The organism is Enterobacter cloacae complex sp. 2024EL-00214 (genome assembly GCF_043945575.1).
GTDB lineage: Bacteria > Pseudomonadota > Gammaproteobacteria > Enterobacterales > Enterobacteriaceae > Enterobacter > Enterobacter cloacae_P.
This window is the reverse complement of the sequence record NZ_JBIMRC010000004.1, coordinates 25495-48063: the sequence shown is the minus strand read 5'-3', so window position 1 is coordinate 48063 and position 22569 is coordinate 25495. Positions and strand designations below refer to the sequence as shown.

Annotated in this window: 20 protein-coding genes; 7 read left to right on the top strand and 13 right to left on the bottom strand. The window is 53.8% G+C overall.

The window, feature by feature from the left end; genetic code table 11:
• Nucleotides 1–2: 2 nt before the first annotated feature.
• Together degQ and degS are read left to right on the top strand one after the other, a co-directional pair.
• Nucleotides 3–1370, top strand: coding sequence for a serine endoprotease DegQ (gene degQ, locus ACHHZ6_RS05880; protein WP_182272813.1), 1368 nt, complete (start codon nucleotides 3–5; stop codon nucleotides 1368–1370).
• Between the two features lie 91 nt (nucleotides 1371–1461).
• Complete coding sequence (degS, locus tag ACHHZ6_RS05875; RefSeq protein WP_182919023.1) at nucleotides 1462–2529, top strand: outer membrane-stress sensor serine endopeptidase DegS; 1068 nt, start codon at nucleotides 1462–1464, stop codon at nucleotides 2527–2529.
• Nucleotides 2530–2614: 85 nt separating this feature from the next.
• Here degS and mdh read toward each other — a convergent pair whose 3' ends face one another.
• Nucleotides 2615–3553 carry a malate dehydrogenase gene (gene mdh / locus ACHHZ6_RS05870; protein WP_182272815.1) on the bottom strand — a complete coding sequence of 313 codons (939 nt, stop codon included), beginning with the start codon at nucleotides 3551–3553 and terminating at the stop codon, nucleotides 2615–2617.
• A gap of 397 nt (nucleotides 3554–3950) precedes the next feature.
• Between mdh and argR the strand changes: the two genes are divergently transcribed.
• From argR to yhcN (ACHHZ6_RS05855), 3 genes are all read left to right on the top strand, one after another.
• Nucleotides 3951–4421, top strand: a complete 471-nt coding sequence (argR, locus tag ACHHZ6_RS05865) for a transcriptional regulator ArgR (protein WP_182919024.1) — start codon at nucleotides 3951–3953, stop codon at nucleotides 4419–4421.
• A 376-nt stretch (nucleotides 4422–4797) separates the two neighbouring features.
• Nucleotides 4798–5061 carry a peroxide/acid stress response protein YhcN gene (gene yhcN / locus ACHHZ6_RS05860; protein ID WP_182272817.1) on the top strand — a complete coding sequence of 88 codons (264 nt, stop codon included), beginning with the start codon at nucleotides 4798–4800 and terminating at the stop codon, nucleotides 5059–5061.
• Nucleotides 5062–5169: 108 nt separating this feature from the next.
• A complete protein-coding gene (gene yhcN, locus ACHHZ6_RS05855) occupies nucleotides 5170–5436 on the top strand; it encodes a peroxide/acid stress response protein YhcN (protein WP_182272818.1) in 267 nt (88 codons plus the stop codon).
• 69 nt (nucleotides 5437–5505) lie between these two features.
• Here yhcN (ACHHZ6_RS05855) and ACHHZ6_RS05850 read toward each other — a convergent pair whose 3' ends face one another.
• From ACHHZ6_RS05850 to aaeX, 5 genes are all read right to left on the bottom strand, one after another.
• Nucleotides 5506–5778: a barstar family protein gene (locus tag ACHHZ6_RS05850; protein ID WP_182272819.1), complete on the bottom strand. Its 273-nt coding sequence runs from the start codon at nucleotides 5776–5778 to the stop codon at nucleotides 5506–5508.
• A gap of 45 nt (nucleotides 5779–5823) precedes the next feature.
• Complete coding sequence (locus ACHHZ6_RS05845; RefSeq protein ID WP_182272820.1) at nucleotides 5824–7278, bottom strand: NAD-dependent succinate-semialdehyde dehydrogenase; 1455 nt, start codon at nucleotides 7276–7278, stop codon at nucleotides 5824–5826.
• 87 nt (nucleotides 7279–7365) lie between these two features.
• A complete protein-coding gene (gene aaeB / locus ACHHZ6_RS05840) occupies nucleotides 7366–9333 on the bottom strand; it encodes a p-hydroxybenzoic acid efflux pump subunit AaeB (protein ID WP_182272821.1) in 1968 nt (655 codons plus the stop codon).
• A gap of 5 nt (nucleotides 9334–9338) precedes the next feature.
• Nucleotides 9339–10271 carry a p-hydroxybenzoic acid efflux pump subunit AaeA gene (gene aaeA, locus ACHHZ6_RS05835; protein WP_182919025.1) on the bottom strand — a complete coding sequence of 311 codons (933 nt, stop codon included), beginning with the start codon at nucleotides 10269–10271 and terminating at the stop codon, nucleotides 9339–9341.
• A 7-nt stretch (nucleotides 10272–10278) separates the two neighbouring features.
• Nucleotides 10279–10482 carry a p-hydroxybenzoic acid efflux pump operon protein AaeX gene (gene aaeX, locus ACHHZ6_RS05830; RefSeq protein ID WP_000051841.1) on the bottom strand — a complete coding sequence of 68 codons (204 nt, stop codon included), beginning with the start codon at nucleotides 10480–10482 and terminating at the stop codon, nucleotides 10279–10281.
• A 179-nt stretch (nucleotides 10483–10661) separates the two neighbouring features.
• Between aaeX and aaeR the strand changes: the two genes are divergently transcribed.
• Both aaeR and ACHHZ6_RS05820 read left to right on the top strand, forming a co-directional pair.
• Nucleotides 10662–11588: an HTH-type transcriptional activator AaeR gene (gene aaeR, locus ACHHZ6_RS05825; protein ID WP_182272823.1), complete on the top strand. Its 927-nt coding sequence runs from the start codon at nucleotides 10662–10664 to the stop codon at nucleotides 11586–11588.
• A 219-nt stretch (nucleotides 11589–11807) separates the two neighbouring features.
• Nucleotides 11808–12422, top strand: coding sequence for a YagU family protein (locus ACHHZ6_RS05820; RefSeq protein ID WP_182919026.1), 615 nt, complete (start codon nucleotides 11808–11810; stop codon nucleotides 12420–12422).
• A gap of 50 nt (nucleotides 12423–12472) precedes the next feature.
• On the opposite strand, the gene tldD is transcribed toward ACHHZ6_RS05820, so the two are convergent.
• The 7 genes from tldD to mreB form a co-directional block, all read right to left on the bottom strand.
• Nucleotides 12473–13918 carry a metalloprotease TldD gene (tldD, locus tag ACHHZ6_RS05815; protein WP_395121902.1) on the bottom strand — a complete coding sequence of 482 codons (1446 nt, stop codon included), beginning with the start codon at nucleotides 13916–13918 and terminating at the stop codon, nucleotides 12473–12475.
• 84 nt (nucleotides 13919–14002) lie between these two features.
• The gene (gene yhdP, locus ACHHZ6_RS05810) at nucleotides 14003–17803 is read right to left on the bottom strand and encodes an AsmA2 domain-containing protein YhdP (protein ID WP_395121901.1); all 3801 of its coding nucleotides are present in this window, start codon (nucleotides 17801–17803) and stop codon (nucleotides 14003–14005) included.
• Nucleotides 17804–17846: 43 nt separating this feature from the next.
• A complete protein-coding gene (gene rng, locus ACHHZ6_RS05805) occupies nucleotides 17847–19316 on the bottom strand; it encodes a ribonuclease G (RefSeq protein WP_112013115.1) in 1470 nt (489 codons plus the stop codon).
• Nucleotides 19306–19899 (bottom strand): nucleoside triphosphate pyrophosphatase, encoded by a 594-nt coding sequence (locus ACHHZ6_RS05800; RefSeq protein WP_182272826.1) that lies wholly within the window; start codon nucleotides 19897–19899, stop codon nucleotides 19306–19308. Before ACHHZ6_RS05800 ends, rng begins: the two co-directional genes overlap by 11 nt.
• A 9-nt stretch (nucleotides 19900–19908) precedes the next feature.
• Nucleotides 19909–20397, bottom strand: coding sequence for a rod shape-determining protein MreD (gene mreD / locus ACHHZ6_RS05795; protein WP_182272827.1), 489 nt, complete (start codon nucleotides 20395–20397; stop codon nucleotides 19909–19911).
• Complete coding sequence (mreC, locus tag ACHHZ6_RS05790; protein WP_182272828.1) at nucleotides 20397–21413, bottom strand: rod shape-determining protein MreC; 1017 nt, start codon at nucleotides 21411–21413, stop codon at nucleotides 20397–20399. Before mreC ends, mreD begins: the two co-directional genes overlap by 1 nt.
• A gap of 61 nt (nucleotides 21414–21474) precedes the next feature.
• Nucleotides 21475–22518, bottom strand: coding sequence for a rod shape-determining protein MreB (mreB, locus tag ACHHZ6_RS05785; RefSeq protein WP_000913396.1), 1044 nt, complete (start codon nucleotides 22516–22518; stop codon nucleotides 21475–21477).
• Nucleotides 22519–22569: the final 51 nt, after the last annotated feature.

Sequence of the window (22569 nt, the reverse complement as noted above, 5' to 3'; positions counted from 1 at the left end):
CGATGAACAAAAAAAACCAGCTGTTGAGCGCTTTAGCGTTAAGTGTCGGGTTATCTCTCTCGGCATCCTTCCCTGCTTCGGCCACGCTGCCTGCGCAGGTTCCGGGACAAACTGCCATTCCCAGCCTCGCGCCGATGCTGGAAAAAGTGCTACCTGCGGTAGTCAGCGTGCGAGTCGAAGGAACAGCGCGGCAAAACCAGCGCGTACCTGAAGAACTGAAGAAGTATTTCGGTGATGAGTCTCCCGACCAGTCAGCCCAGCCTTTTGAAGGTCTTGGCTCTGGGGTCATCATTGATGCGGCTAAAGGCTATATTCTGACCAATAACCACGTTATCAGCCAGGCGGATAAAATCAGCGTTCAGCTGAATGACGGGCGAGAATTTGACGCCAAACTGATCGGCGGCGATGACCAGAGCGACATTGCGCTATTGCAGATGCAAAACCCGGGCAACCTGACACAAATTACGATAGCGGACTCCGATAAGCTGCGTGTTGGTGATTTTGCCGTCGCCGTCGGTAACCCGTTCGGTTTAGGACAAACCGTCACTTCGGGTATCGTTTCCGCGCTAGGACGTAGCGGACTGAATCTGGAAGGGCTGGAAAACTTTATTCAGACCGATGCCTCGATTAACCGCGGCAACTCCGGCGGAGCACTGCTTAACCTCAACGGTGAGTTGATTGGCATCAACACCGCCATCCTTGCGCCGGGCGGCGGCAGCATCGGGATTGGTTTCGCCATTCCCAGCAATATGGCCAAAACCCTGTCACAACAGCTGATTCAGTTTGGCGAAGTCAAACGCGGTTTGCTGGGCATTAAGGGGATGGAGATGAGCGCGGATATCGCTAAAGCGTTCAACATCAACGTTCAGCGCGGGGCATTTGTCAGTGAAGTGCTGCCAAATTCCGGCTCGGCAAAAGCAGGCGTGAAATCCGGGGATGTGATCGTCAGCCTCAATGATAAACCGCTGAACAGTTTCGCTGAGCTGCGTTCGCGCATTGCAACGACTGAACCCGGTGCCAAAGTGAAGTTAGGTCTGATTCGTGATGGCAAGCCGCTGGACGTTGAAGTGACGCTGGATAAGAGTACGTCCTCTTCCGCCAGTGCTGAGCTTATCGCCCCGGCACTGCAAGGGGCAACGCTAAGCGACGGGCAGCTTAAAGACGGCACAAAAGGCATTACCGTTGATACCGTCGAGAAGAGCAGCCCAGCCGCACAGGCGGGGTTGCACCAGGATGATGTCATCATCGGTGTAAACCGCAACCGCGTGCAATCTATCGCGGAGATGCGCAAGGTGCTGGAGAGTAAGCCAGCGGTCATTGCCCTGCAGATTATGCGTGGCAATGAGTCTATCTATATTCTGTTGCGCTAATCATGTGTGATTCCGGGCATCTGGCTTCGTGTGATGTCCGGATAACTCATGTTATGCTGCAAATCGTTCCTTTTTTAACGACACGCGCATCATGCTTTTAAAGCTCTTTCGTTCCATTGCCATCGGTTTGATCGTTGCTGGCCTGCTGTTAGTGGCTATGCCGTCTTTACGTCAGTTCAACAAGCTGACGGCCCCCCAGTTTGACAGTACGGATGAAACACCGGCCACCTACAACCAGGCCGTTCGCCGTGCGGCACCTGCCGTGGTTAACGTCTATAACCGTGGCCTTAACAGCTCAAGCCATAATCAGCTGGAGATCCGCACGCTCGGTTCCGGTGTGATTATGGACGAGCGTGGTTACATCATTACCAACAAACACGTGATCAACGATGCCGACCAGATTATCGTCGCATTGCAGGATGGCCGCGTGTTTGAGGCTCTGCTCGTCGGCTCTGACAGCCTGACCGACCTGGCGGTACTGAAAATCAACGCCACGGGCGGCCTGCCGGTCATCCCGATTAACCGCAAACGTACGCCGCACATTGGCGACGTGGTGCTGGCGATTGGTAACCCGTACAACCTGGGTCAGACCATCACTCAGGGGATTATCAGCGCCACCGGTCGAATTGGCCTGAACCCCTCCGGGCGGCAGAACTTCCTGCAGACCGATGCGTCAATCAACCACGGTAACTCTGGCGGCGCGCTGGTCAACTCGCTGGGCGAGCTGATGGGCATCAACACCCTCTCGTTCGATAAGAGTAACGATGGCGAGACGCCGGAAGGTATCGGCTTTGCCATTCCGTTCCAGCTGGCCACCAAAATTATGGATAAGCTCATCCGCGATGGTCGGGTGATCCGCGGCTACATCGGTATTGGTGGGCGTGAGATTGCGCCAATGCACTCGCAAGGTGGCGGTATCGATCAGATCCAGGGCATTGTGGTCAACGAAGTCTCCCCTGGCGGTCCGGCGGCTAACGCAGGTATTCAGGTCAATGACGTCATTATATCGGTGAATGGCAGTCCGGCGGTATCGGCGCTGGAGACGATGGATCAGGTCGCAGAAATACGTCCTGGCTCTATCATTCCGGTCGAAGTCATGCGCAACGATAAGAAGCTGACGATTCAGGTAACGATTCAGGAATACCCGGCCACCAACTGACAGACATAAAAAAACGGAGCACCTGGCTCCGTTTTTTTTGCCGGGTAGCGCGAACGCTTACCCGGCCTGTAAGGGAAAGTCCGTTTTACTTGTTAACGAACTCTTCACCCAGAGTGATATCTTTCTTCAGCGTGTCCAGCATGCCTGTCATCGCGTTTTGTTCGAACGCGCTCAGCTTGCCAATTGACTGATGTTCTTCGATACCGTTTTTACCCAGCAACAGTGGCTGAGAGAAGAAGCGTGCGTGTGCGCCGTCACCTTCAACATAAGCACATTCAACAACACCTTTCTCACCCTGCAGGGCGCGAACCAGTGACAGGCCGAAACGTGCAGCCGCCTGGCCCATAGACAGAGTTGCAGAACCGCCACCCGCCTTCGCTTCCACCACTTCGGTGCCCGCGTTCTGGATACGTTTGGTCAGGTCAGCCACTTCCTGCTCGGTGAAGCTTACGCCAGGGATCTGCGACAGCAGAGGCAGAATAGTCACACCAGAGTGACCACCGATAACCGGTACTTCAACGTCGGTTGGCTGCTTGCCTTTCAGCTCAGCCACGAAGGTGTTGGAACGGATGATGTCCAGCGTGGTCACGCCAAACAGTTTGTTCTTGTCGTAAACACCGGCTTTCTTCAGCACTTCTGCCGCGATAGCAACGGTGGTGTTCACTGGGTTAGTAATGATACCGATACAGGCTTTCGGGCAGATTTCAGCGATCTGCTGTACCAGGTTTTTCACGATACCCGCATTGACGTTGAACAGGTCAGAGCGATCCATACCGGGCTTACGTGCCACACCCGCGGAGATCAGCACAACGTCAGCGCCCTGCAGCGCAGGACGTGCATCTTCACCGGAAAAGCCTTTGATTTTCACAGCTGTCGGGATGTGGCTCAGGTCAACCGCCACACCTGGGGTTACCGGAGCAATATCGTACAGGGAGAGTTCTGAGCCTGAAGGCAGTTGGGTTTTCAGTAGTAGGGCAAGCGCCTGGCCGATACCACCAGCAGCGCCGAGGACTGCGACTTTCATCCTAAACTCCTTATTATGGTTAACTTAAGTATCTGTAACTCCGTTGCGGCGACCATAATTCAGCAGGTAAATAATTACAATTTTCGTAGCTAAAGAATTTGAGGTCACTCGACTTTCTCTATCGTCAGAATGCTATCTGACAACAGACGGCAACGATTTAAGAGGTGGTTACAATACACCCTGCCACGCCACCAAAACAACATCAATTTGATAACATTTAATTTACTTTTAAGCTTATTTGCGTGGCGTGACCCAGGCATGTTTTCTGATAACGAAATCTGATAAAATCACTCCCTTTCATAACATTATTTCAGCCTGGGTTCAGGCAGATTGTTTGCATAAAAATTCATCCACATGCATAATAATGTTGTTTATACCGTTATATTCCGGGTGACTTATGCGAAGCTCGTCTAAGCAAGAAGAATTAGTAAAGGCGTTTAAAGCGCTACTCAAAGAAGAGAAATTCAGTTCTCAGGGAGAAATTGTTCAGGCGTTGCAGGAACAAGGCTTCGATAATATCAATCAGTCGAAAGTCTCCCGTATGCTGACCAAATTTGGCGCGGTGCGTACGCGTAATGCCAAAATGGAAATGGTCTATTGTCTGCCTGCCGAACTTGGCGTGCCGACAACCTCCAGCCCACTGAAGAATCTGGTTCTGGATATCGACTATAACGATGCCGTTGTCGTGATCCACACCAGCCCGGGTGCCGCACAGCTGATTGCCCGCCTGCTGGACTCCTTAGGTAAAGCAGAAGGTATCCTCGGCACCATCGCCGGTGACGACACCATCTTTACCACTCCGGCAAATAATTTCTCCGTCAAAGATCTCTACGAAGCGATTCTGGTTCTGTTCGAACAGGAACTGTAATCCTCTCTCCCCGTAGCACGGCTGCGGGGATTGTTCTGCTCCCGCTGCGTTTCCCCCTGTTTTCTCCCCTCCCTGCTTTGCCAAATAGTGCTTTTTACCACCCACTAACATTCACGCAGTGAATATTACCTCAATAAATCGCACAAAAAATCAAAAGCCAGTATCCCTCTGATTTAGTTAGACATAGCAAGAAGATGTGACGAAAAAATGACCATCACTATGCATTTTGGTTATAAAAATCACGTTTATTAACTCTTAATAACCATTGAAACAATTAGTCTGGTATTAATTTTTATCGTTATTAGTGTATACTTGATTTTGTGATGAGGGTCACGAAACAAAGACCCCAGTAAAAAATTCGACGAGGTAAAGAATCATGAAAATCAAAACTACTGTAGCGATGCTGAGCGTCCTGTCTGTTCTGTCATTCGGTGCTTTTGCGGCTGACTCCATCAACGCCGATCAGGCGCAATCCCGTCAGGCAATTGGCACAGTGTCTGTTGGTGCGGTCAGTGCGTCTCCGATGGACATGCATGACATGCTGAACAAAAAAGCGGAAGAACAGGGTGCGTCATCCTATCGCATCATTGAAGCGCGTACAGGCGACCACTGGCACGCAACCGCTGAGCTGTACAAATAAGTTTTAGTCATACCCGAAAACATCATTCTCCACTCAACGGCACCTGGCATAAAAATAGCAGTTCAACCCTTCTCGCCGTTGAGTACACCCTGCTCAGGAGTAAAGACTATGAAAACCCAATTAATCATCGCAACCCTCGGCCTGGCATCTGTACTTTCTTTCGGCGCGAGCGCAGCCGTTCACCAGGTCAATGCCGACCAGGCACAGACTCTACAGTCGATGGGGAGTATCTCTGTCACATCCGTAACCGGCTCTCCGATGGATATCCGTCAGGAGCTGGCAGCAAAAGCTGAAAAAGCGGGTGCCAGCAGCTATCGCGTCACCGAACTGAACCAGGGTGACCACTGGCATGCTACAGCGGAACTGTATAAATAAACCCTCGTCGTATCTCATCATACGACTTGCCCCTGACCAGAAGGTCAGGGGCTTTTTTTAACGCTTAAATCAGTGGCGCACGTTAAAACGTAACTGTCCTTCCAGCTCTTCTTCTGCTTCATCAAACAATAAAACCAGCGCGCCAAAACGTCTGCGCAGCTTATCAGGCAGATGGATAAACTCTATCTCCAGCGGTAACGGCAACTGGCTGTCGATGACCACTTCCCACAGCGTATCCAGATTCGTGACGCTTTCCTGTTCAAGGTCAAACACCTGGATAAATTCACGATAGAAGTCTTCCTGACTGTCAATCTCGTCAAAATCAAACGTATAGATTTTCATTACCAGCCACCCAGTCCAGGCGAGCGGCAAATGCCGCCCTGTCTATTATAATCCCCCGATATGCAGGGTTTTGACTTCCAGATACTCTTCCAGCCCCAACACAGACCCCTCACGCCCCAGACCTGACTCTTTTACGCCACCAAAAGGTCCCAGCTCTGTGGATACGGCACATTCGTTGATGCCAATCATCCCGCTTTCGATGGCCTGTGAGACGCGGAACACCCGCGACAGGTTCTGGGTATAGAAGTAAGCCGCCAGGCCATATGGTGTGTTATTGGCGCGCTGGATCACTTCATCTTCTGAGGTGAAACGGAAGCAGGCCGCGACAGGGCCAAACGTCTCTTCCCCTGCCAGCTTCATGCCTTCATGGCAGTCTCCGAGCACGGTTGGCATCCAGAAATTACCGCCAAGTGGGTGTGCCTTGCCGCCTGCCAGTACGGTCGCACCGTTGGCAATCGCATCTTCAACGTGTTCCCGCACTTTGTTGACCGCCGAAGGTTCAATCAGCGGCCCGACGACGACCCCTTCTTCCAGACCATTTCCGACCTTCAGCGCGTTCACCGCATCAGCAAGCTGATTAACAAACTTGTCGTAAACGGTTTCCTGAATATAGAAGCGATTAACGCTGACGCAGACCTGCCCGGCATTACGGAATTTGTTGGTAATCGCCCCTTTCACAGCTGCATCAATGTCCGCATCCTCAAAGACGATATAGGGAGCATTTCCTCCCAGCTCCATTGAGACTTTTTTCATTGTCTCTGCGGCGTTTCGCACCAGCGTTTTGCCCACAGAGGTCGACCCGGTAAACGTGATTTTACGCACGTCGTGGCTGGCCATGATCGCATCGCTGATTTCATGCGTGTTTCCCGCTACCGCGTTAAGCACGCCATCCGGCACACCCGCCTGTTTTGCCAGCGCGAGTAATGCAAAGGCGCTGAGCGGAGTGTTGTTTGCCGGTTTGATCACCCCCGTACACCCTGCTGCCAGCGCCGGGCCTAACTTGCGGGTAAGCATTGCCATCGGGAAGTTCCACGGCGTAATCGCCGCCACCACGCCGACAGGTTCGCGGGTTGCCAGAATGCGGGAGCCGGGTTTGACGGGTGGAATAATTTCACCATTCGCGCGTTTGGCCTGCTCGGCAAACCACTGGATAAAGCTGGCAGCATACTCGACTTCACCTTCTGCTTCTTTCAGGGGCTTACCCTGTTCGGTGGTCATTAACCGCCCGAGCCAGCTTTTATTCTCAATAATCAGTTCATACCAGCGATAGAGGATGGTTGAACGCTCTTTCGCGGTTCTGGCGCGCCATGAAGGGAAAGCTTTAGTTGCGGCGGCAATCGCCTCTTCGGTTTCGGTTTTACCGGCTTTCGCCACTTTTGCGATCACTTCACCGGTGGCCGGGTTGAGCACATCAAAGGTCGTGTCCAGCGTTTTCCAGATGCCGTTGACCAGATAGCCGGTCTGAAAAAGGATGTTGTCCTGAAGAGCCAGGGTAGTCATGTGTCCTCCCTTTCTGAATGTAAGAGCCTGCAGAACTAAGTATAGCTACAAAAAAACCGACGCTTTTGGCGTCGGTTTTTTCTTTAATCAGCTATCGGTCAGCGCATTTTCGTAACGGTGCAGCATAAACACCAGCCGCCCTACCGGCTCCGTCACCTGAGGTGGCGCTTCCCAGACCTTCAGTTTCTCCTGGTAGATATCCAGCTCTTCAAGCAGTTGTTTAAAGTAGCGACGGCGTTTGTCATCACTGGATGCGGAGAGCACGTGGTCGGCAGTGCGGCGCAGCTGACGGTGAAAGGCAGACAGATCGTCGTTGATCGGCACGGGGGCATTACGCAAGCGCTGATGTGCGATGATCATCGTTAACGCCAGGCGGAACTTGCCAATATCGTCCGGAAATTTATTCAACAATAAGAACAGTTGCTGATAAAGCGCGGGCAGGTGGTTCTCTTTTCGGCGCGCAGTGTTTGTCGTCAGAGACGATACGGCAGCCGACACGAACTGATTCAACAGCACACGGCCGGTTCGCGCCTGAGAGTTATCCCGCACCAGCAGGATCACCATCATTGCCAGAAAACACCCCACCAGCTGTCCTAATGCACTGTCAAGGAACTGGCTGAAATGGAACGTCATCGGGTTATCCAGCACAATGATGTTGATGGTGCTTGCCAGCGCCCCCAGCGAGCCAATACGGCGTTTCTGAACCTCGATGCCAATGAAGAACGCCAGCACCGCAAGGCTAATACAGAGCAACAACATGCTTTGCTGAGTCGACGGGATAATCACCAGGAAATAGAACGCACCTATCGGCAGCGCAGCGATTGTGCCGTACAGAAAGTCGATAGCAACCATACGCGGGTTGGGCAGACGCATTGCCAGCGACGTGACAACGGCAATCATCACCATAGCCCCACTACCGGACGTCCAGCCCGTCCACAGCCAGAACAACGTGCCGAGCATACAGGCAAGCGTGGTGCGCCAGAAATTGACCATTGCGTGGTGACGCTCGGCCGACTCTGCTTTGATCACCACTTCTCCCTGTAACACTTCCTCTTCAGCGGCACTGATTTTGGCATTGCCGATCACGCCACGTTTAAGCAACAGATAGCGCGTCGCCGCGCCGACCCAGGTGTAAATCGTCACCGGGGTGTCGCGCTCCCCGGTCCAGGCGATCACCCGTCGCATACGCTTGAGCTGTTTATGCACGTCCTGCACCGTCTCTACCGGCTCGGCAAACAGCTCACGGAAAGTATCGGTTATCGCTTCAGGGCGGGTGTTTTGAATCAGATACGTTTCACACGCCTGTGTAATCAGCGTTAAGGCGACGGTATTGATCGCTTTAAGGCGGCGGTTAGCACGCGCCCAGCGAGAGGACTCCATGTTCAGGTTACTGCGCATCCCATCCAGGGCCGTTGTGCGGCGCACCAGCCCACCCCAGGCTTTATCGACCTCAATTTTGTCACCATGCGCAATGCACAGCTGCATCAGTTGGTACTGGGAAACAATTAACGCATCCAGCTCGCGATCCACTTCCTGCTTGATGGAGCGCGGTGAGAAAAGCAGGTCAGCCACGATGGCGCAGACGATACCAATGACAATTTCGCTACAACGCTCCACGGCAAACTGTGGCGCGAGCAGCGGGTTGGCCTGGATGGTAATGATGATAATCAGTGCGGTATAGCCGGAGAGCCCCCAGGCATAGGAGTTTTCCACTTTTACCAGGGAGGAGATCCAGGTGCAGAAGCCCGCCCAGATACAGCACACCATCAGCATCAACAGCGGCGTGCGGATCATCAGAATAATAATGGCGAGTGCCGCAATACAACCGATAAACGTCCCGACGATACGCAACATCCCACGGTAGCGAATCGCGCCGGAGTAGGGTTCTCCCCCCGCCGCAAATGCAGGGCCTGCCGCGACAATCGCTGCCGTCAGCACCGCCCAGCGTGGCGTTTCCAGCTGGAAGTGAAAGCCAACAAACAGCGCCAGCACGATGGCACACGCCAGCTTCACGGCGAAGCGGATGTGCTGGCTGGCGATGGAAAAGATACCCATAACGATTAACCAAACTCACGCAGGCGATGTGCTATTTTACGGAAGATGGAATCCTGGCTGGCATCGCGATCCTTTGCACCAGTAATGACCACAGTTGCCGTAGTACCCGCAGGCCACAGGTTGCCCTGCTGTTCATCCAGATGGATACGCACCGGCACACGCTGTGCCAGACGTACCCATTCCAGATTGGAATCTACCGTCGCCATCCCTTTCTTGTCGTTGGTACTGCTGGCGTTCGTGACACCGGCAGCAACGCTATCCACAGTACCTTTAAATACGCGGTTGCTGCCGAGCGGCGTGATCTCCGCGCGATAGCCCGGACGCACCCCTTCAAGCTTGGTTTCTTCCATATAGGCAAGCACGTAGAAGGAGTTCTGTTTCACCAGCGCCACGGCAGTCGAGCCACGGGTAATAAATTCACCGGTATAGACGTTGAGGTTGGTTATCCAGCCATCCGAAGGTGCGCGAATAACCGTACGCTCCAGATCCAGCCTTGCCAGATCGCGCATCGCTTCGGCTTTCGCTAACTGATGCAGTACGGTTTGCAGCACGTTGTTGGACTGGTCAATCTCTTCGCGGGACATCGCCTGGACGCCCAGCTGGTTACGACGACCGGCCTCACGACGTTTTTCAGCGGCCAGCGCCTGGTAATAGGCCACGTCTGCTTCTGATTCTTCCAGCGCTTTCTGATAACGAGGCTGGTCGATAGTGAACAGCACCTGGTCTTTTTTCACCAGCTGGTTGTCGTGTACGTTCACCGCGGTGATAAGCCCGGCCACATCAGGGGCAATCGCCACCACATCGGCGCTGAAACGCGCATCGCGCGTCCACGGTGATTCGGTGTAATAAACCCAGGCGCGAAAGATAGCGATGAACGCGAGGGTAACCAATGCCATTGTGATGGCGGTACGGGAGATTTTTCTTGTTAGCGTTTTCACATCAACCTCAGACAAACAGGCGCGATATCAGGTAAAACAGGCAGCAATACAGCGCGGTATTGAACAATGCAGGATGCCAGACGAAATCGTAGATCCCGGTAGGGACCAGCACCCTGCGCACCAGCCAGAAAATCGCCAGTGATAAAAGAAGCTCAAAGAATATCGGTGGGAACGACAAACCGAACACCACGATAACGGGAAACAGACTCATGTTGACCTTGATAAGAGAGAGTGCAGGCGACAGATTTTTTTAGCGCACGCCACCGCAGAAGAGCAAGAAACGCCGGGCGAGAGTGGCGCAGTCGTTATGTAATTAATAATATATTAACGTAACTGTTATGCTGTTATCTATAATATGTGATCTAAATCACTTTTAAGCCAGAGTGAATAATGGAACGTTTAAAACGCATGTCGGTCTTTGCCAAAGTGGTTGAACTTGGCTCTTTTACCGCCGCAGCACGGCAACTTCAGATGAGCGTCTCTTCCATCAGCCAGACGGTGTCAAAACTGGAAGATGAGCTTCAGGTCAAGCTGCTCAACCGCAGTACCCGCAGCATTGGACTGACGGAGGCGGGTAAAATTTACTATCAGGGCTGTCGCCGCATGCTGCATGAAGTGCAGGATGTTCACGAGCAGCTCTACGCCTTTAACAACACGCCTATCGGCACCCTGCGCATTGGTTGTTCTTCAACTATGGCACAAAATGTTCTCGCTGCCATGACCGCAGAAATGCTTAAAGAGTATCCGGGGTTAACCGTCAATCTGGTGACGGGCATTCCGGCCCCGGATCTGATTGCCGATGGTCTGGATGTGGTGATCCGCGTAGGCGCATTGCAGGACTCCAGCCTCTTCTCTCGTCGGCTGGGCAGTATGCCAATGGTGGTTTGCGCCTCGAAAAGCTATCTGGCGCAGTACGGCATACCAGAAAAACCCGCCGACCTCAGTAACCACTCCTGGCTGGGATACAGCGTGCGTCCGGATAATGAATTTGAGCTGATTGCTCCGGAAGGACTTTCTACCAGACTGCTCCCTGAAGGCCGGTTCGTGACCAACGATCCAATGACCCTCTCCCGCTGGCTGGTTGCCGGTGCCGGGATCGCCTACGTACCGTTGATGTGGGTGATCAACGAGATCAACAGCGGTGAGCTGGAGATCCTGTTCCCGCGCTATCAGTCCGATCCGCGCCCGGTCTACGCTCTGTATACAGAGAAAGACAAGCTGCCGCTCAAAGTACAGGTCTGCATCAACTATCTGACTGAGTATTTTGTGAAAGTGGCGGAACTGTTCCAGGAAATGCGGGGGAGAAGGAAGGAGTAATTCAACAGCGCCTGAACGAATATCTGGCATGAATATTCTCTGAATGACTATAGCAGTCATTCAGGAATTCCCCTTCCCGACTATCAGGAATAGTTAATTGACACTTTTGCTACCCGTCATTTATCTTGTAGTCGTCTGAAATTCAGACTGTTATATTTTTGTTATACATATAAACAATAAAAATATATTTCTCAGGATCACTTTAAACAAGGAATAACAATGAATCTATTTGAAATGACACCGCCTTCACGGAGGCGCTACGGACTCGCCGCATTCATTGGCCTGATTGCAGGGATTGTCTCCGCATTTGTAAAATGGGGGGCTGAAGTCCCGCTTCCACCACGTAGTCCCATCGATTTATTCACCGGTGCATGCGGGCCAGAACAACTAATAAGAGCAGCAGGTCAGATCGATTGCTCACGCAATTTTTTAAACCCTCCGTATGTATTTCTGCGCGACTGGCTGGGGATTATTGATCCTAACGCGGCCGTTTATACATTTGCCGGACATATATTTAACTGGGTTGGCGTGACGCATATTATTTTCTCAATCGTCTTTGCCGTAGGTTATTGCATAGTTGCAGAAGTCTTCCCGAAAATAAAACTCTGGCAAGGCTTGCTGGCCGGTGCATTAGCTCAGCTGTTTGTCCACATGATCTCATTCCCGCTGATGGGGCTTACCCCACCGCTCTTTGATCTTCCGTGGTACGAACACGTTTCAGAAATCGTAGGCCATCTGGTCTGGTTCTGGTCAATTGAAATTATTCGTCGTGATCTGCGCAACCGCATCACTCACGAGCCGGATCCTGAAATCCCGTTAGAGCATTTACGTTAAAAAAAAGGCGCTACTTTTTGAGTAGCGCCTTTTTTTCATACTGCTTCCGATCAGACGGTACCGCCCACCGTCAGATTATCCACTTTCAGCGTTGGCTGACCGACGCCCACTGGCAGGCTCTGGCCCTCTTTACCGCAGACGCCCACACCGTTATCCAGCTTCAGGTCGTTACCGACCATAGAGATTTGCTGCATGGCTTCAATACCGGAGCCAATCAGGGTTGCGCCTTTTACCGCTTTGGTCACTTTACCCTTCTCAATCAGATAGGCCTCTGAAGTGGAGAAGACAAACTTACCGGAGGTGATATCCACCTGACCGCCGCCAAAGTTTGGCGCAAAGATACCGTAATCCACGGACTCGATAATCTCCTGCGGCGTGGATTTGCCCGGCAGCATGTAGGTGTTGGTCATACGCGGCATTGGCAGGTGCGCGTAAGATTCGCGACGACCGTTGCCCGTTGGCGCAACGCCCATCAGGCGTGCGTTGAGTTTGTCCTGCATGTAGCCTTTCAGCACACCGTTTTCGATCAGCACGTTGTACTGGCCAGGTGTACCTTCATCATCAATTGCCACAGAGCCACGACGGTCACGCATCGTACCGTCATCCACGATGGTACAGAGTTCAGAAGAGACAAGCTGACCCATCTGCCCGCTGAATACAGAAGTGCCGCGACGGTTAAAATCACCTTCCAGGCCATGCCCCACCGCTTCGTGCAGCAGCACCCCCGGCCAGCCCGCGCCCAGAACCACCGGCAATGTGCCCGCCGGAGCGGCGACCGCAGAGAGATTGACCAGCGCCATACGCACGGCCTCTTTCGCCCACGCGTCCGCGCGCACTTCACCGTCGACATCGCCCAGGAACCAGTCATAACCAAAACGACCGCCGCCGCCGCTTGAGCCGCGCTCACGCTTGCCGTCATCTTCCACCTGTACACTGATGGAAAGACGTACCAGCGGGCGCACATCTGCTGCCAGCGTACCGTCGGTTGCGGCTACCAGAATCAGTTCATATACACCGCTCAGGCTGGCAGACACTTCCTGCACGCGTTTATCCGTAGCGCGCGCGACGTTGTCCACGCGACGCAGGATATCCAGCTTCTCCTCGCGGCTCATGCTCTGCAGCGGGTCGATGCTGGTATAGAGTGCAGAATGCTGCACTTCACCCAGCGTTTTCACGCGACCATCGCCGGTTTCACGCACGATGGTACGCGCGGCCTGCGCACTCTGCTCCAGTGCGTTCAGGCTAATCTGGTCGGCATAGGCAAAACCAGTTTTCTCGCCGCTGACGGCGCGCACGCCGACGCCCTGATCGATGTTATAAGAACCATCTTTGATGATGCTGTCTTCTAAAACCCAGGATTCGTGATAGCTCGACTGGAAATAGAGATCGCCGTAGTCGAGACGGCGTTCGGTCAGTTGACCGAGAATGGAGAACAGGTTCTGATGGCTCAGGCCGTTCGCTGCGAGCAAATGTTCACTTACCAGGTTCAGACTCATCGTATTGCTACTCGTTCGTTGCCGCCCGGGGCGGTATAAAGATCATATTTATTGAGAGTGAGGCAATTACCTGCCCACGTCAAATCATTGCTGTGCATCTTTGCGCGGCTGGCGCAGCACTTCATTAATCTGCGGTTTATCCACTGGCCCCGTAATGCGGTAGCGCAGAATAGACACTTTGCTCCACAGCGGCCCCAGCACCTTGCTGGCGGCGAACACTGCCGCCCCGATTATCGGGTTCACCACAAAGGCCGTCGCAACACCCACGGTGGCGGAAATTTCCGGTGCCACCACAGCTTCCATATCCAGCTCGCGACGCACGAGATCCACCGACCCTTTCATCGCGATATCCGCTTCCAGGCCATCCACCAGGGTGTCGTCTGTGTGCAGCACGCCGTCCTTGATCCACGCCGTACTGCGGATGGAGTCATAATAAAAGCCTTCGCTGAAGGTATCGCTAAAGTCAAAACGCAGCTTACGCAACAACGCATCAAAGCTCAGCAGACGCAGGATCTGTCCGGCATGACCGGTACTTACGTCAGCAATTTCGCCCTTACCGATGTGGGTTTTCAGGATACCGTTAAGCGAAGCTTCGTCAGGCTTCCACGGTGCCGCACGCCAGTGCAGGTCGTAATCCATATCGAAGGACGAACCACGAAGCGGGGTACTGACACCAAAGAAACCCGTCGCCGCATCCAGCTTGTTGCCCTTAATGTTACCTTTCAGTGAGGTACGCTGTTCGCCCGGAGTATTCACCCATTCGCCCTCGGCCGTCAGACGGCCAAAGCCGGTATCCACCAGCCCGCCGGAGAGGCTCATGGTATTGCCCCGGACGGCAAAATCCCCGTCGATACGGCCATACTTTTGTCCCCATAGCCAGCACTCGGCACAGCGCAATTGCACATCGGGCCAGCCGCTGAAATCCACGCGGGACGTGTTACTCAGAGGCGACGTATTTGCCAGTGGGTCTTTACCGTTCTCAGTAGCCGGGTTGTAGTAGAGATAGCGGATCGCCGCCTGCCACGGCGCGTTCTTACGCATCGCCAGCGTGGCGTTAATTTCCCTGCCTTGTGCCTCCACTTTCGAGCCGTTATCCGTTGGCCTGGAGACAATGCTCAGGTTATTCCACTGCTGCCCACCCAGCGTCAGTGAAGGGGTGCGTATAGTGATGGCCTGGGGGAACTGGGCGGAATCACCCACGTTTTTCCCAACCCCTTGCTGGAACAGTGCCAGCCATTGTGCGCCATCCATCGGTGGGAGATTCAGCTCAACACCCGTCTGTTCTGGCAATGGCGGTGTGCTTCGGCTGTCCGTCGTCCAGATGGCTCTGTCGAGCGTGAGTTTCCGGTTAAGTAGCCAGCGGCTGTTGAAGTGGTTTGCCCCCCCCGCGCTGCCGATCAGTTCGAAGCTGTTCAGGTTGCCATCAACGTTAAGCTTCACCGGTAACGACTGTCCGGCTTTTTTATCCAGCGGTACAGGTAACTGGCTACTCAGGTTTTTCAGATCGCCCGTGATGTCGACTTTATAATGCGCACCAGCGTGATAAGGCAGATCAATCGCCACTTTGCCATTCCAGGAGGCCGCACCATCAAGCGATTCACCTATCGCTTGTGGCAGTACATCCATACGCGACGGCTGCCAGTGAGCATCCATGTTGATGGCCACCTGATAGGCTTTTTCACCCTCAGTGGTCGAAAAATCAATATTGATCGGCTGGTTAAACCAGGTGGCTTTAAGCGGCTCACTTTTCAGGTTACCGTTCACAAAGCTGAACTGTCCGCTAAGGTTTTTCAGGGTACTTTCAAGCGGTTTGATATACAGGCTGTTGTTATTGAGACGGACGTCGCCTTTCGCCGTGGTCATCTTGCCATCCAGCGGGATATCGAGATGTAAGCGAGCATTCACATCGCCATCAAGCTGCAGCTGTTGAAGCGTGGCACCCAGCGACTCTTTTAGCGGAGTCTCCTCAAAGTAAGGGCCAACCGCTTTACCCGGGCCGTTGATATCGGCATCAATGAGCAGTTTCTCTTTTGAGTAATCCGGGATATTTGCCGTCAGATTGCTGGCCGTCACGCCGCCCAGCGCAACGTTGTCCGACTTCATCCACAACCCGTCATTGAGAAAGTTGAGTTCAATATCGAGGTTTTTAAGCGCAGGCCAGTCCGGCTGGAAGGCAAAGGTCGCCTTGTGCAAAGGCACCAGCACCTGGAACTGACCTTCGTTATGTTTGTACGGGAACAGATGCGGGTTGCCGCCGTAGACCAGCGTGGCGTTATCCGCCTGTCCCCCCTGGATCGCGCCACTCAGGTAATCCACCAGCGCTTTACCCATCAGGTTTTCCGGGAAGTAACGCCAGGCCTGTGAACCGTCGTTCGTACTGATCCCCGCCAGAATACCCAGCCACGGCTCTTCACCTGTTGGCTGAAGATAGCGGAAATCACCACGCGCGTGTACGCCTTTGGCTTTCACATCAATATGGCGGCCATCCAGTTGAAAACCTTTATCATTATTCTGCCAGTTGAGAATAGCGCTACCTTTTTCAATTTCCAGCGGGGCGCGGAAAACCGTTTCGTAAGGCATTTTGGCGTCATGCATATCGGCTGTCAGCCTGCCGTTCTCAACGCTCCCTTCCAGCTTGCCGCTAAAGTGCTCTGCTCCCGGCAGTAATTTCCACTGCTTCCAGGCCAGATCTTTCCACGTGGACTGAAAACGGGTTTTCTCCGTTGCCTGTAACGGGATATCCAGCGCCAGGGTGTCTATTTTCCCGCTCGGCTGTGTCGCCAGCCAGATAGCCCCCAGATCCGGAGAGAGCTTTGTTGCCATTGAGCGAAGCCCTTCTACCGCCGCCAGATCCAGGTTGCTGGCACGGATGCGCAGCTCATCGCTGCGTTTACTGTTCGCGCCGCCAACATCCTGTTCCGGCATCCAGGCCAGCGTCAGCGCACCGCGCGGCCAGGGCTTGCTGTCCATCGTGATACGCGTGTCCGGGATAGCAAACTGCCAGCCCCCTTTCTCCTGCGTGACGTGTGCGGTGAGATTATCTACGGAAAGCTGATGCTGTTGGTTTTCACCTTTCCAGCTCGCCCCTCCCTGCTTTAGCCAGATATCACCACTGGCAAACACCCCTTTCGTCAGGGTCATCCAGCCTTCAAGGCTAAAGCGAGCCGTTTCCAGCTGCATGTTTTGCTGTAACCAGTCTCCCAGCCACGGCTTTACATCTACGTCGTCGGCCTGCAGCCACACCTTGCCGTTGTTCAACAAACCGTTGTCGTCACGCAGATCCATACGCACCTGCATGACACCATGTTGACCATTCAGACTGGAGAGATTGAGCTGCCCTTCAGCACGGTGGCGATCTTTGCCGTTGAGCCAGGTCAGCTGTGGGATCGTCAGCTCAGCACGCTGGCCCGAAAGGGTAATAAAGCTCACTTCGCTGTCGCGCAGATCGAAATGATCGAACTGACGCAGGAAGAGATCGCTGATGTGGTTGGTTTCAAGGCCCTGATCGCTGTCGCCACTGCTCAGCGGCGTATTGGTCAGTAACTGGAGTTGATAAAAGGTGAGATCGCGAAACTGCCAGCGCAGATGCAGCAAACTTTGCCAGACATCCAGCGCCAGGGTCACACGTTTGATTTTCAGGTAGCCACCGTCTTTCAGACTGGCATTGATATCCCGGACATCAAGCGTCGGACCAAAGTTCTGCCAGTTCGCACTGACCTGGCTCACGTCCACCGGTATACCAGTGGACGATTCGATTTTCGCCAGCACCTGCGGACGCCAGCTGTTCAGATGCGGCAAAACGAGGCGCAGCCCGCTCACGAGCAACGCGACAATCACGACAAGCGTTGCCCCTGTAAGCAGTAAAATCCCCGGCAATCGCCTCACGCATCTCTCCTTGTCAGCCTTTGATCTCGCAGCGCACTGCGTTTTACATCATCACCACGTCAAACTGTTCCTGGTTATAGAGTGGCTCGATTTGCACTTTTACCTGCTTGCCGACAAAGATTTCCACTTCCGCCAGCGCGTGTGACTCTTCGCCTTTCAGCGCCTCGGCCACCGCAGGGGAAGCATAGACCAGAAAACGGTCTGAGTCGTAGGCGTGATGAACGCGGACGATTTCACGCATGATTTCGTAACAAACGGTCTCCACCGTCTTTACCGTGCCACGGCCGTGACAGGTCGGGCATTCATTACACAGCACATGCTCCACACTTTCGCGGGTGCGCTTACGCGTCATTTCCACCAGACCCAGCTGCGAGAAGCCGTTGATACTGGTTTTTACGCGATCTTTACTCAGCGCTTGCTCCAGCGAATGCAGCACACGGCGACGGTGGTCTTCATTATTCATATCGATAAAGTCGATGATGATAATGCCGCCCAGATTACGCAAACGAAGCTGGCGCGCAATGGCCTGTGTCGCTTCAATATTGGTATTGAAAATGGTGTCATCCAGGTTGCGATGGCCAACAAATGCCCCGGTGTTGATATCCACGGTGGTCATCGCCTCGGTCTGATCGATAATCAGATAACCGCCAGACTTCAGCTCAACCTTGCGCTCCAGCGCACGCTGGATCTCATTTTCGACATCATAGAGATCGAAAATCGGCTGACGGCCAGAGTAATGCTCCAGCAGGCCTGGCATTTCCGGAATGTACTCTGCGGTGAATTCCAGCAGCGCTTCATACGTCAGGCGGGAGTCCACGCGAATTCTGTCGAGCTGTGCATCGGCAAAATCACGCAGGACGCGCTGAGCAAGCGCCAGCTCACCGTACAGCTGATAGCGGGTCTGGTTGCGTTTTTTACGCTCCATCACTTTCGTCCAGACGCGCTTCAGATAGGCGGCATCGGACGCCAGGTCTTCTTCGCTGATCCCTTCCGCTGCAGTGCGGATGATGAACCCGCCCTGTTCATCGCAGTAAGCGCTGACCACTTTCTTCAGGCGCTCGCGCTCGCTTTCACTCTCAATACGCTGGGAAACACCCACGTGCGATGCGCCAGGCATAAAGACCAGATAACGGGAAGGTAACGTGATGTCAGTAGTCAGACGGGCACCTTTGGTACCGAGGGGATCTTTCACCACCTGCACCATCAGATCCTGGCCCTGACGTACCAGCTCGGAGATGTCGCGCACGGCGAACTGCTTTTGCTCTTCGCCAGCCACGCACTCGGTGTGCGGCATGATGTCGGAGGCATGTAAAAATGCCGCCTTATCCAGTCCAATATCTACAAAAGCCGCCTGCATCCCCGGCAGTACACGACTGACACGACCTTTGTAGATATTGCCTACTATTCCGCGCCGCGCTTCACGCTCAATATGAATTTCCTGAAGAATGCCACCATCAATGTAGGCCACACGGGTTTCCGATGGCGTTACGTTTACCAACAATTCAGCCGTCATAATCATCCCTTCCCTCACGCAGTGAGTTAAAATTGCTCAGCAACTCATACGTTTCCACCAGCGGTAAGCCGACTACGGCGTGATAGCTGCCATTAATCTTCCTGACAAAACAGCCACCCAGCCCTTGAATACCGTATGCACCTGCTTTATCCATAGGTTCACCGCTGGCAATATAAGCGGCGATCTCGTCGTCGGTAAGCACTCTGAACGTGACGTCCGTCACCACCAGGCAATCCAGCACGTTCTGGCTGTCCGCCAGCGCCACGGCCGTCATCACCTGATGCGTTTGCCCGGACATTTTGCGTAGCATGCGCGCCGCATGCTCTGCATCGTGCGGTTTCTCAAGCACCTCACCGTTAAGGATAACGATGGTATCTGCCCCCAGGACCGGTAAGTCACGCGGTGTTTGTGCTACACCGGCCTGCGCTTTCTCTCGTGCCAGACGAGAAACGTACTGCTGAGCACTTTCGCCCTCAGCACGTTTTTCTTCGATGCCAGTCACGATGCGCTCAAAGGAAACCCCCAGTTGAGTGAGCAGTTCCTGGCGGCGCGGAGAACCAGAGGCAAGATATATAGACGTCATAGCAACCTTTTACTGCACAGCAAACTGCTGGCGAATTTTACGCATCAGCAAAAACAGCCACGGCCAGAGCACACCGTTTACTACACTACTCCAGAACACTTCCGGTCGGAAAGAGACGTTTATCACTAAAAACTCTGCCCAGAAAACAACGATATCCGCAGCAAGCGATAACAACATCACCACCAGAGCCTGTTGCCAGAGCGCGAGGTTACGAAAGAGCTGGAATTTGAGTGCGACGAGATACGCAATAATGCTCATGGATAAGGCACGTACGCCCAGCGTCGAGCCACTAATGAGATCCAGTATGGCACCCATCACAAAACCCGTGCCGACATTTACCCGGTGCGGCAGGGCAAGGATCCAGTAGAGCAAAATGAGCAAAACCCAGTTTGGCCGGAAAACGAGAATGTTGTCCGGCCAGGGCATGATTTGCAGTAACAACGCAATGAGAAACGAGAGCCAGATAACCCAGCGTCCCTGGCTACGATAACTTGCCACTACTGCCCTCCCACAGGGAGTTGCGGTGGTGGCGGCGCATCCAGAGGCGGCTGCGTTAACCCCGTCGCAGGTGCAGGTACTGGTGCTGGAGGCCCCATTGAGTCTACCGGAGGGAGAACCTGCGGCATCATCTGCATCAGGCGCTCATTCGCTACACGATGCACATCTTCCGGCGTCATTGGGTTAGTCCCGTTACGATCGGCACCCCACAGCAGCAGCAGGTAGCGCAGACGCTGTAAACCCGCCGTTGGACGCGCCTGAATCACGGTGTAAGCACGCTGTGTATCAAGCTTCACGGAAGAGACAACCGCAACCGGATACCCTTCAGGGAAACGACCACCCAGACCGGAGGTCACCAGTACGTCACCCACACGGATATCCGTGTTGGCAGGCAGGTGTTCCAGCTGCAGATCGTCCGTACAGCCGTTACCGGCCGCAATGACGCGGATGTCGTTGCGCAGCACCTGAATCGGTAACGCATGCGTGGCATCACAAATCAGCAGAACGCGGCTGGTTAGTTTGGCAACAGCAACCACCTGGCCCACAACGCCTTTATCACTGATAACAGGCTGACCTTCATACACACCGTTGGCGCTACCCTTGTCGATCACCACCTGATCGCTGTAAGGATCGTTGACGGTGGAGATCACCTGCGTAACCATTTTCTGCTCATCCTGACGCAGCGGTGAGCCAAGCAGTTCACGCAGACGCGCGTTTTCCTGCTTGTATTGCCCCAGCATCAGCAGCTCGCTGTTTTTCAGCAGCAGTTCCTGGCGTAATGCCCGGTTTTCGAGTTCGAGTTGGTCACGCGAAGACAGCGTTTGAGAAACGGAGTCGAGTAATTCACGGGGACCATTTGATACAAAGTAGAAAGGACTGACGGCGGTATCCATGTACGTTCTGATCTGGCTGAACGTACCGAGGCGGCTATCGGCAATAATGACCCCAAGCGCAACCAGAACCGCCAGGATGAGGCGAAACTGTAGCGATGGGCCACGGCTAAAAATTGGCTTCATAGGCTATGCGTATTCTCGCGTCAGAGAGAAAGGGTAGCGATGCGCTACCCTTTCACAATGACTACTCTTCGCTGAACAAGTCGCCGCCGTGCATGTCGATCATTTCCAGCGCCTTGCCACCACCGCGGGCGACGCAAGTCAGTGGATCTTCTGCAACTACGACAGGAATACCTGTCTCTTCCATTAACAGGCGGTCGAGGTTACGCAGCAGCGCACCACCACCGGTCAGCACCATACCGCGCTCGGAGATATCGGACGCCAGTTCTGGTGGGCACTGTTCCAGGGCAACCATCACCGCGCTCACGATACCGGTCAGCGGCTCTTGCAGCGCTTCCAGGATTTCGTTGGAGTTCAGAGTGAAGCCGCGTGGAACACCTTCAGCCAGGTTACGGCCACGAACTTCAATTTCACGAACTTCATCGCCAGGATAAGCAGAACCGATTTCATGCTTGATACGCTCTGCGGTGGCTTCACCGATCAGAGAGCCGTAGTTACGGCGAACATAATTAATAATGGCTTCGTCGAAACGGTCACCACCGATACGCACGGAAGAGGAGTACACCACACCGTTCAGGGAGATAACGGCCACTTCAGTGGTACCACCACCGATATCAACCACCATAGAACCGGTCGCTTCAGAGACGGGCAGACCCGCACCAATGGCTGCAGCCATTGGCTCTTCAATCAGGAACACTTCACGCGCACCCGCACCCTGAGCGGATTCACGGATTGCGCGACGTTCTACCTGTGTTGCGCCAACCGGCACACACACCAGAACACGCGGGCTTGGACGCATGAAGCTGTTGCTGTGAACCTGCTTGATGAAGTGCTGAAGCATTTTTTCAGTCACGAAGAAGTCAGCGATAACGCCGTCTTTCATTGGGCGGATTGCGGCGATGTTGCCTGGGGTACGGCCCAGCATCTGCTTCGCGTCATGACCCACTGCGGCCACGCTTTTTGGCGAGCCTGCACGATCCTGACGAATGGCCACAACGGAAGGCTCATTCAATACGATGCCTTGTCCTTTTACATAGATAAGGGTATTCGCGGTACCCAGGTCAATGGACAGGTCATTGGAAAACATGCCACGAAATTTTTTCAACATACTAAGGGATAATCCTGAAAGCTGGGGCGGAAAACAAAATCCGCTTACTTT

What these genes read in the sequence shown, in the direction of transcription:
- ACHHZ6_RS05820 (WP_182919026.1), top strand. Translation starts at nt 11,808, where the DNA reads ATGAATCTATTTGAAATGACACCGCCTTCACGGAGGCGCTACGGACTC.
- mreC (WP_182272828.1), bottom strand. Translation starts at nt 21,413, where the DNA reads ATGAAGCCAATTTTTAGCCGTGGCCCATCGCTACAGTTTCGCCTCATC.
- degS (WP_182919023.1), top strand. Translation starts at nt 1,462, where the DNA reads ATGCTTTTAAAGCTCTTTCGTTCCATTGCCATCGGTTTGATCGTTGCT.
- aaeR (WP_182272823.1), top strand. Translation starts at nt 10,662, where the DNA reads ATGGAACGTTTAAAACGCATGTCGGTCTTTGCCAAAGTGGTTGAACTT.
- aaeB (WP_182272821.1), bottom strand. Translation starts at nt 9,333, where the DNA reads ATGGGTATCTTTTCCATCGCCAGCCAGCACATCCGCTTCGCCGTGAAG.
- degQ (WP_182272813.1), top strand. Translation starts at nt 3, where the DNA reads ATGAACAAAAAAAACCAGCTGTTGAGCGCTTTAGCGTTAAGTGTCGGG.
- rng (WP_112013115.1), bottom strand. Translation starts at nt 19,316, where the DNA reads ATGACGGCTGAATTGTTGGTAAACGTAACGCCATCGGAAACCCGTGTG.
- ACHHZ6_RS05850 (WP_182272819.1), bottom strand. Translation starts at nt 5,778, where the DNA reads ATGAAAATCTATACGTTTGATTTTGACGAGATTGACAGTCAGGAAGAC.
- yhcN (WP_182272817.1), top strand. Translation starts at nt 4,798, where the DNA reads ATGAAAATCAAAACTACTGTAGCGATGCTGAGCGTCCTGTCTGTTCTG.
- tldD (WP_395121902.1), bottom strand. Translation starts at nt 13,918, where the DNA reads ATGAGTCTGAACCTGGTAAGTGAACATTTGCTCGCAGCGAACGGCCTG.
- ACHHZ6_RS05800 (WP_182272826.1), bottom strand. Translation starts at nt 19,899, where the DNA reads ATGACGTCTATATATCTTGCCTCTGGTTCTCCGCGCCGCCAGGAACTG.
- aaeX (WP_000051841.1), bottom strand. Translation starts at nt 10,482, where the DNA reads ATGAGTCTGTTTCCCGTTATCGTGGTGTTCGGTTTGTCGTTCCCACCG.
- ACHHZ6_RS05845 (WP_182272820.1), bottom strand. Translation starts at nt 7,278, where the DNA reads ATGACTACCCTGGCTCTTCAGGACAACATCCTTTTTCAGACCGGCTAT.
- mdh (WP_182272815.1), bottom strand. Translation starts at nt 3,553, where the DNA reads ATGAAAGTCGCAGTCCTCGGCGCTGCTGGTGGTATCGGCCAGGCGCTT.
- mreB (WP_000913396.1), bottom strand. Translation starts at nt 22,518, where the DNA reads ATGTTGAAAAAATTTCGTGGCATGTTTTCCAATGACCTGTCCATTGAC.
- argR (WP_182919024.1), top strand. Translation starts at nt 3,951, where the DNA reads ATGCGAAGCTCGTCTAAGCAAGAAGAATTAGTAAAGGCGTTTAAAGCG.
- yhcN (WP_182272818.1), top strand. Translation starts at nt 5,170, where the DNA reads ATGAAAACCCAATTAATCATCGCAACCCTCGGCCTGGCATCTGTACTT.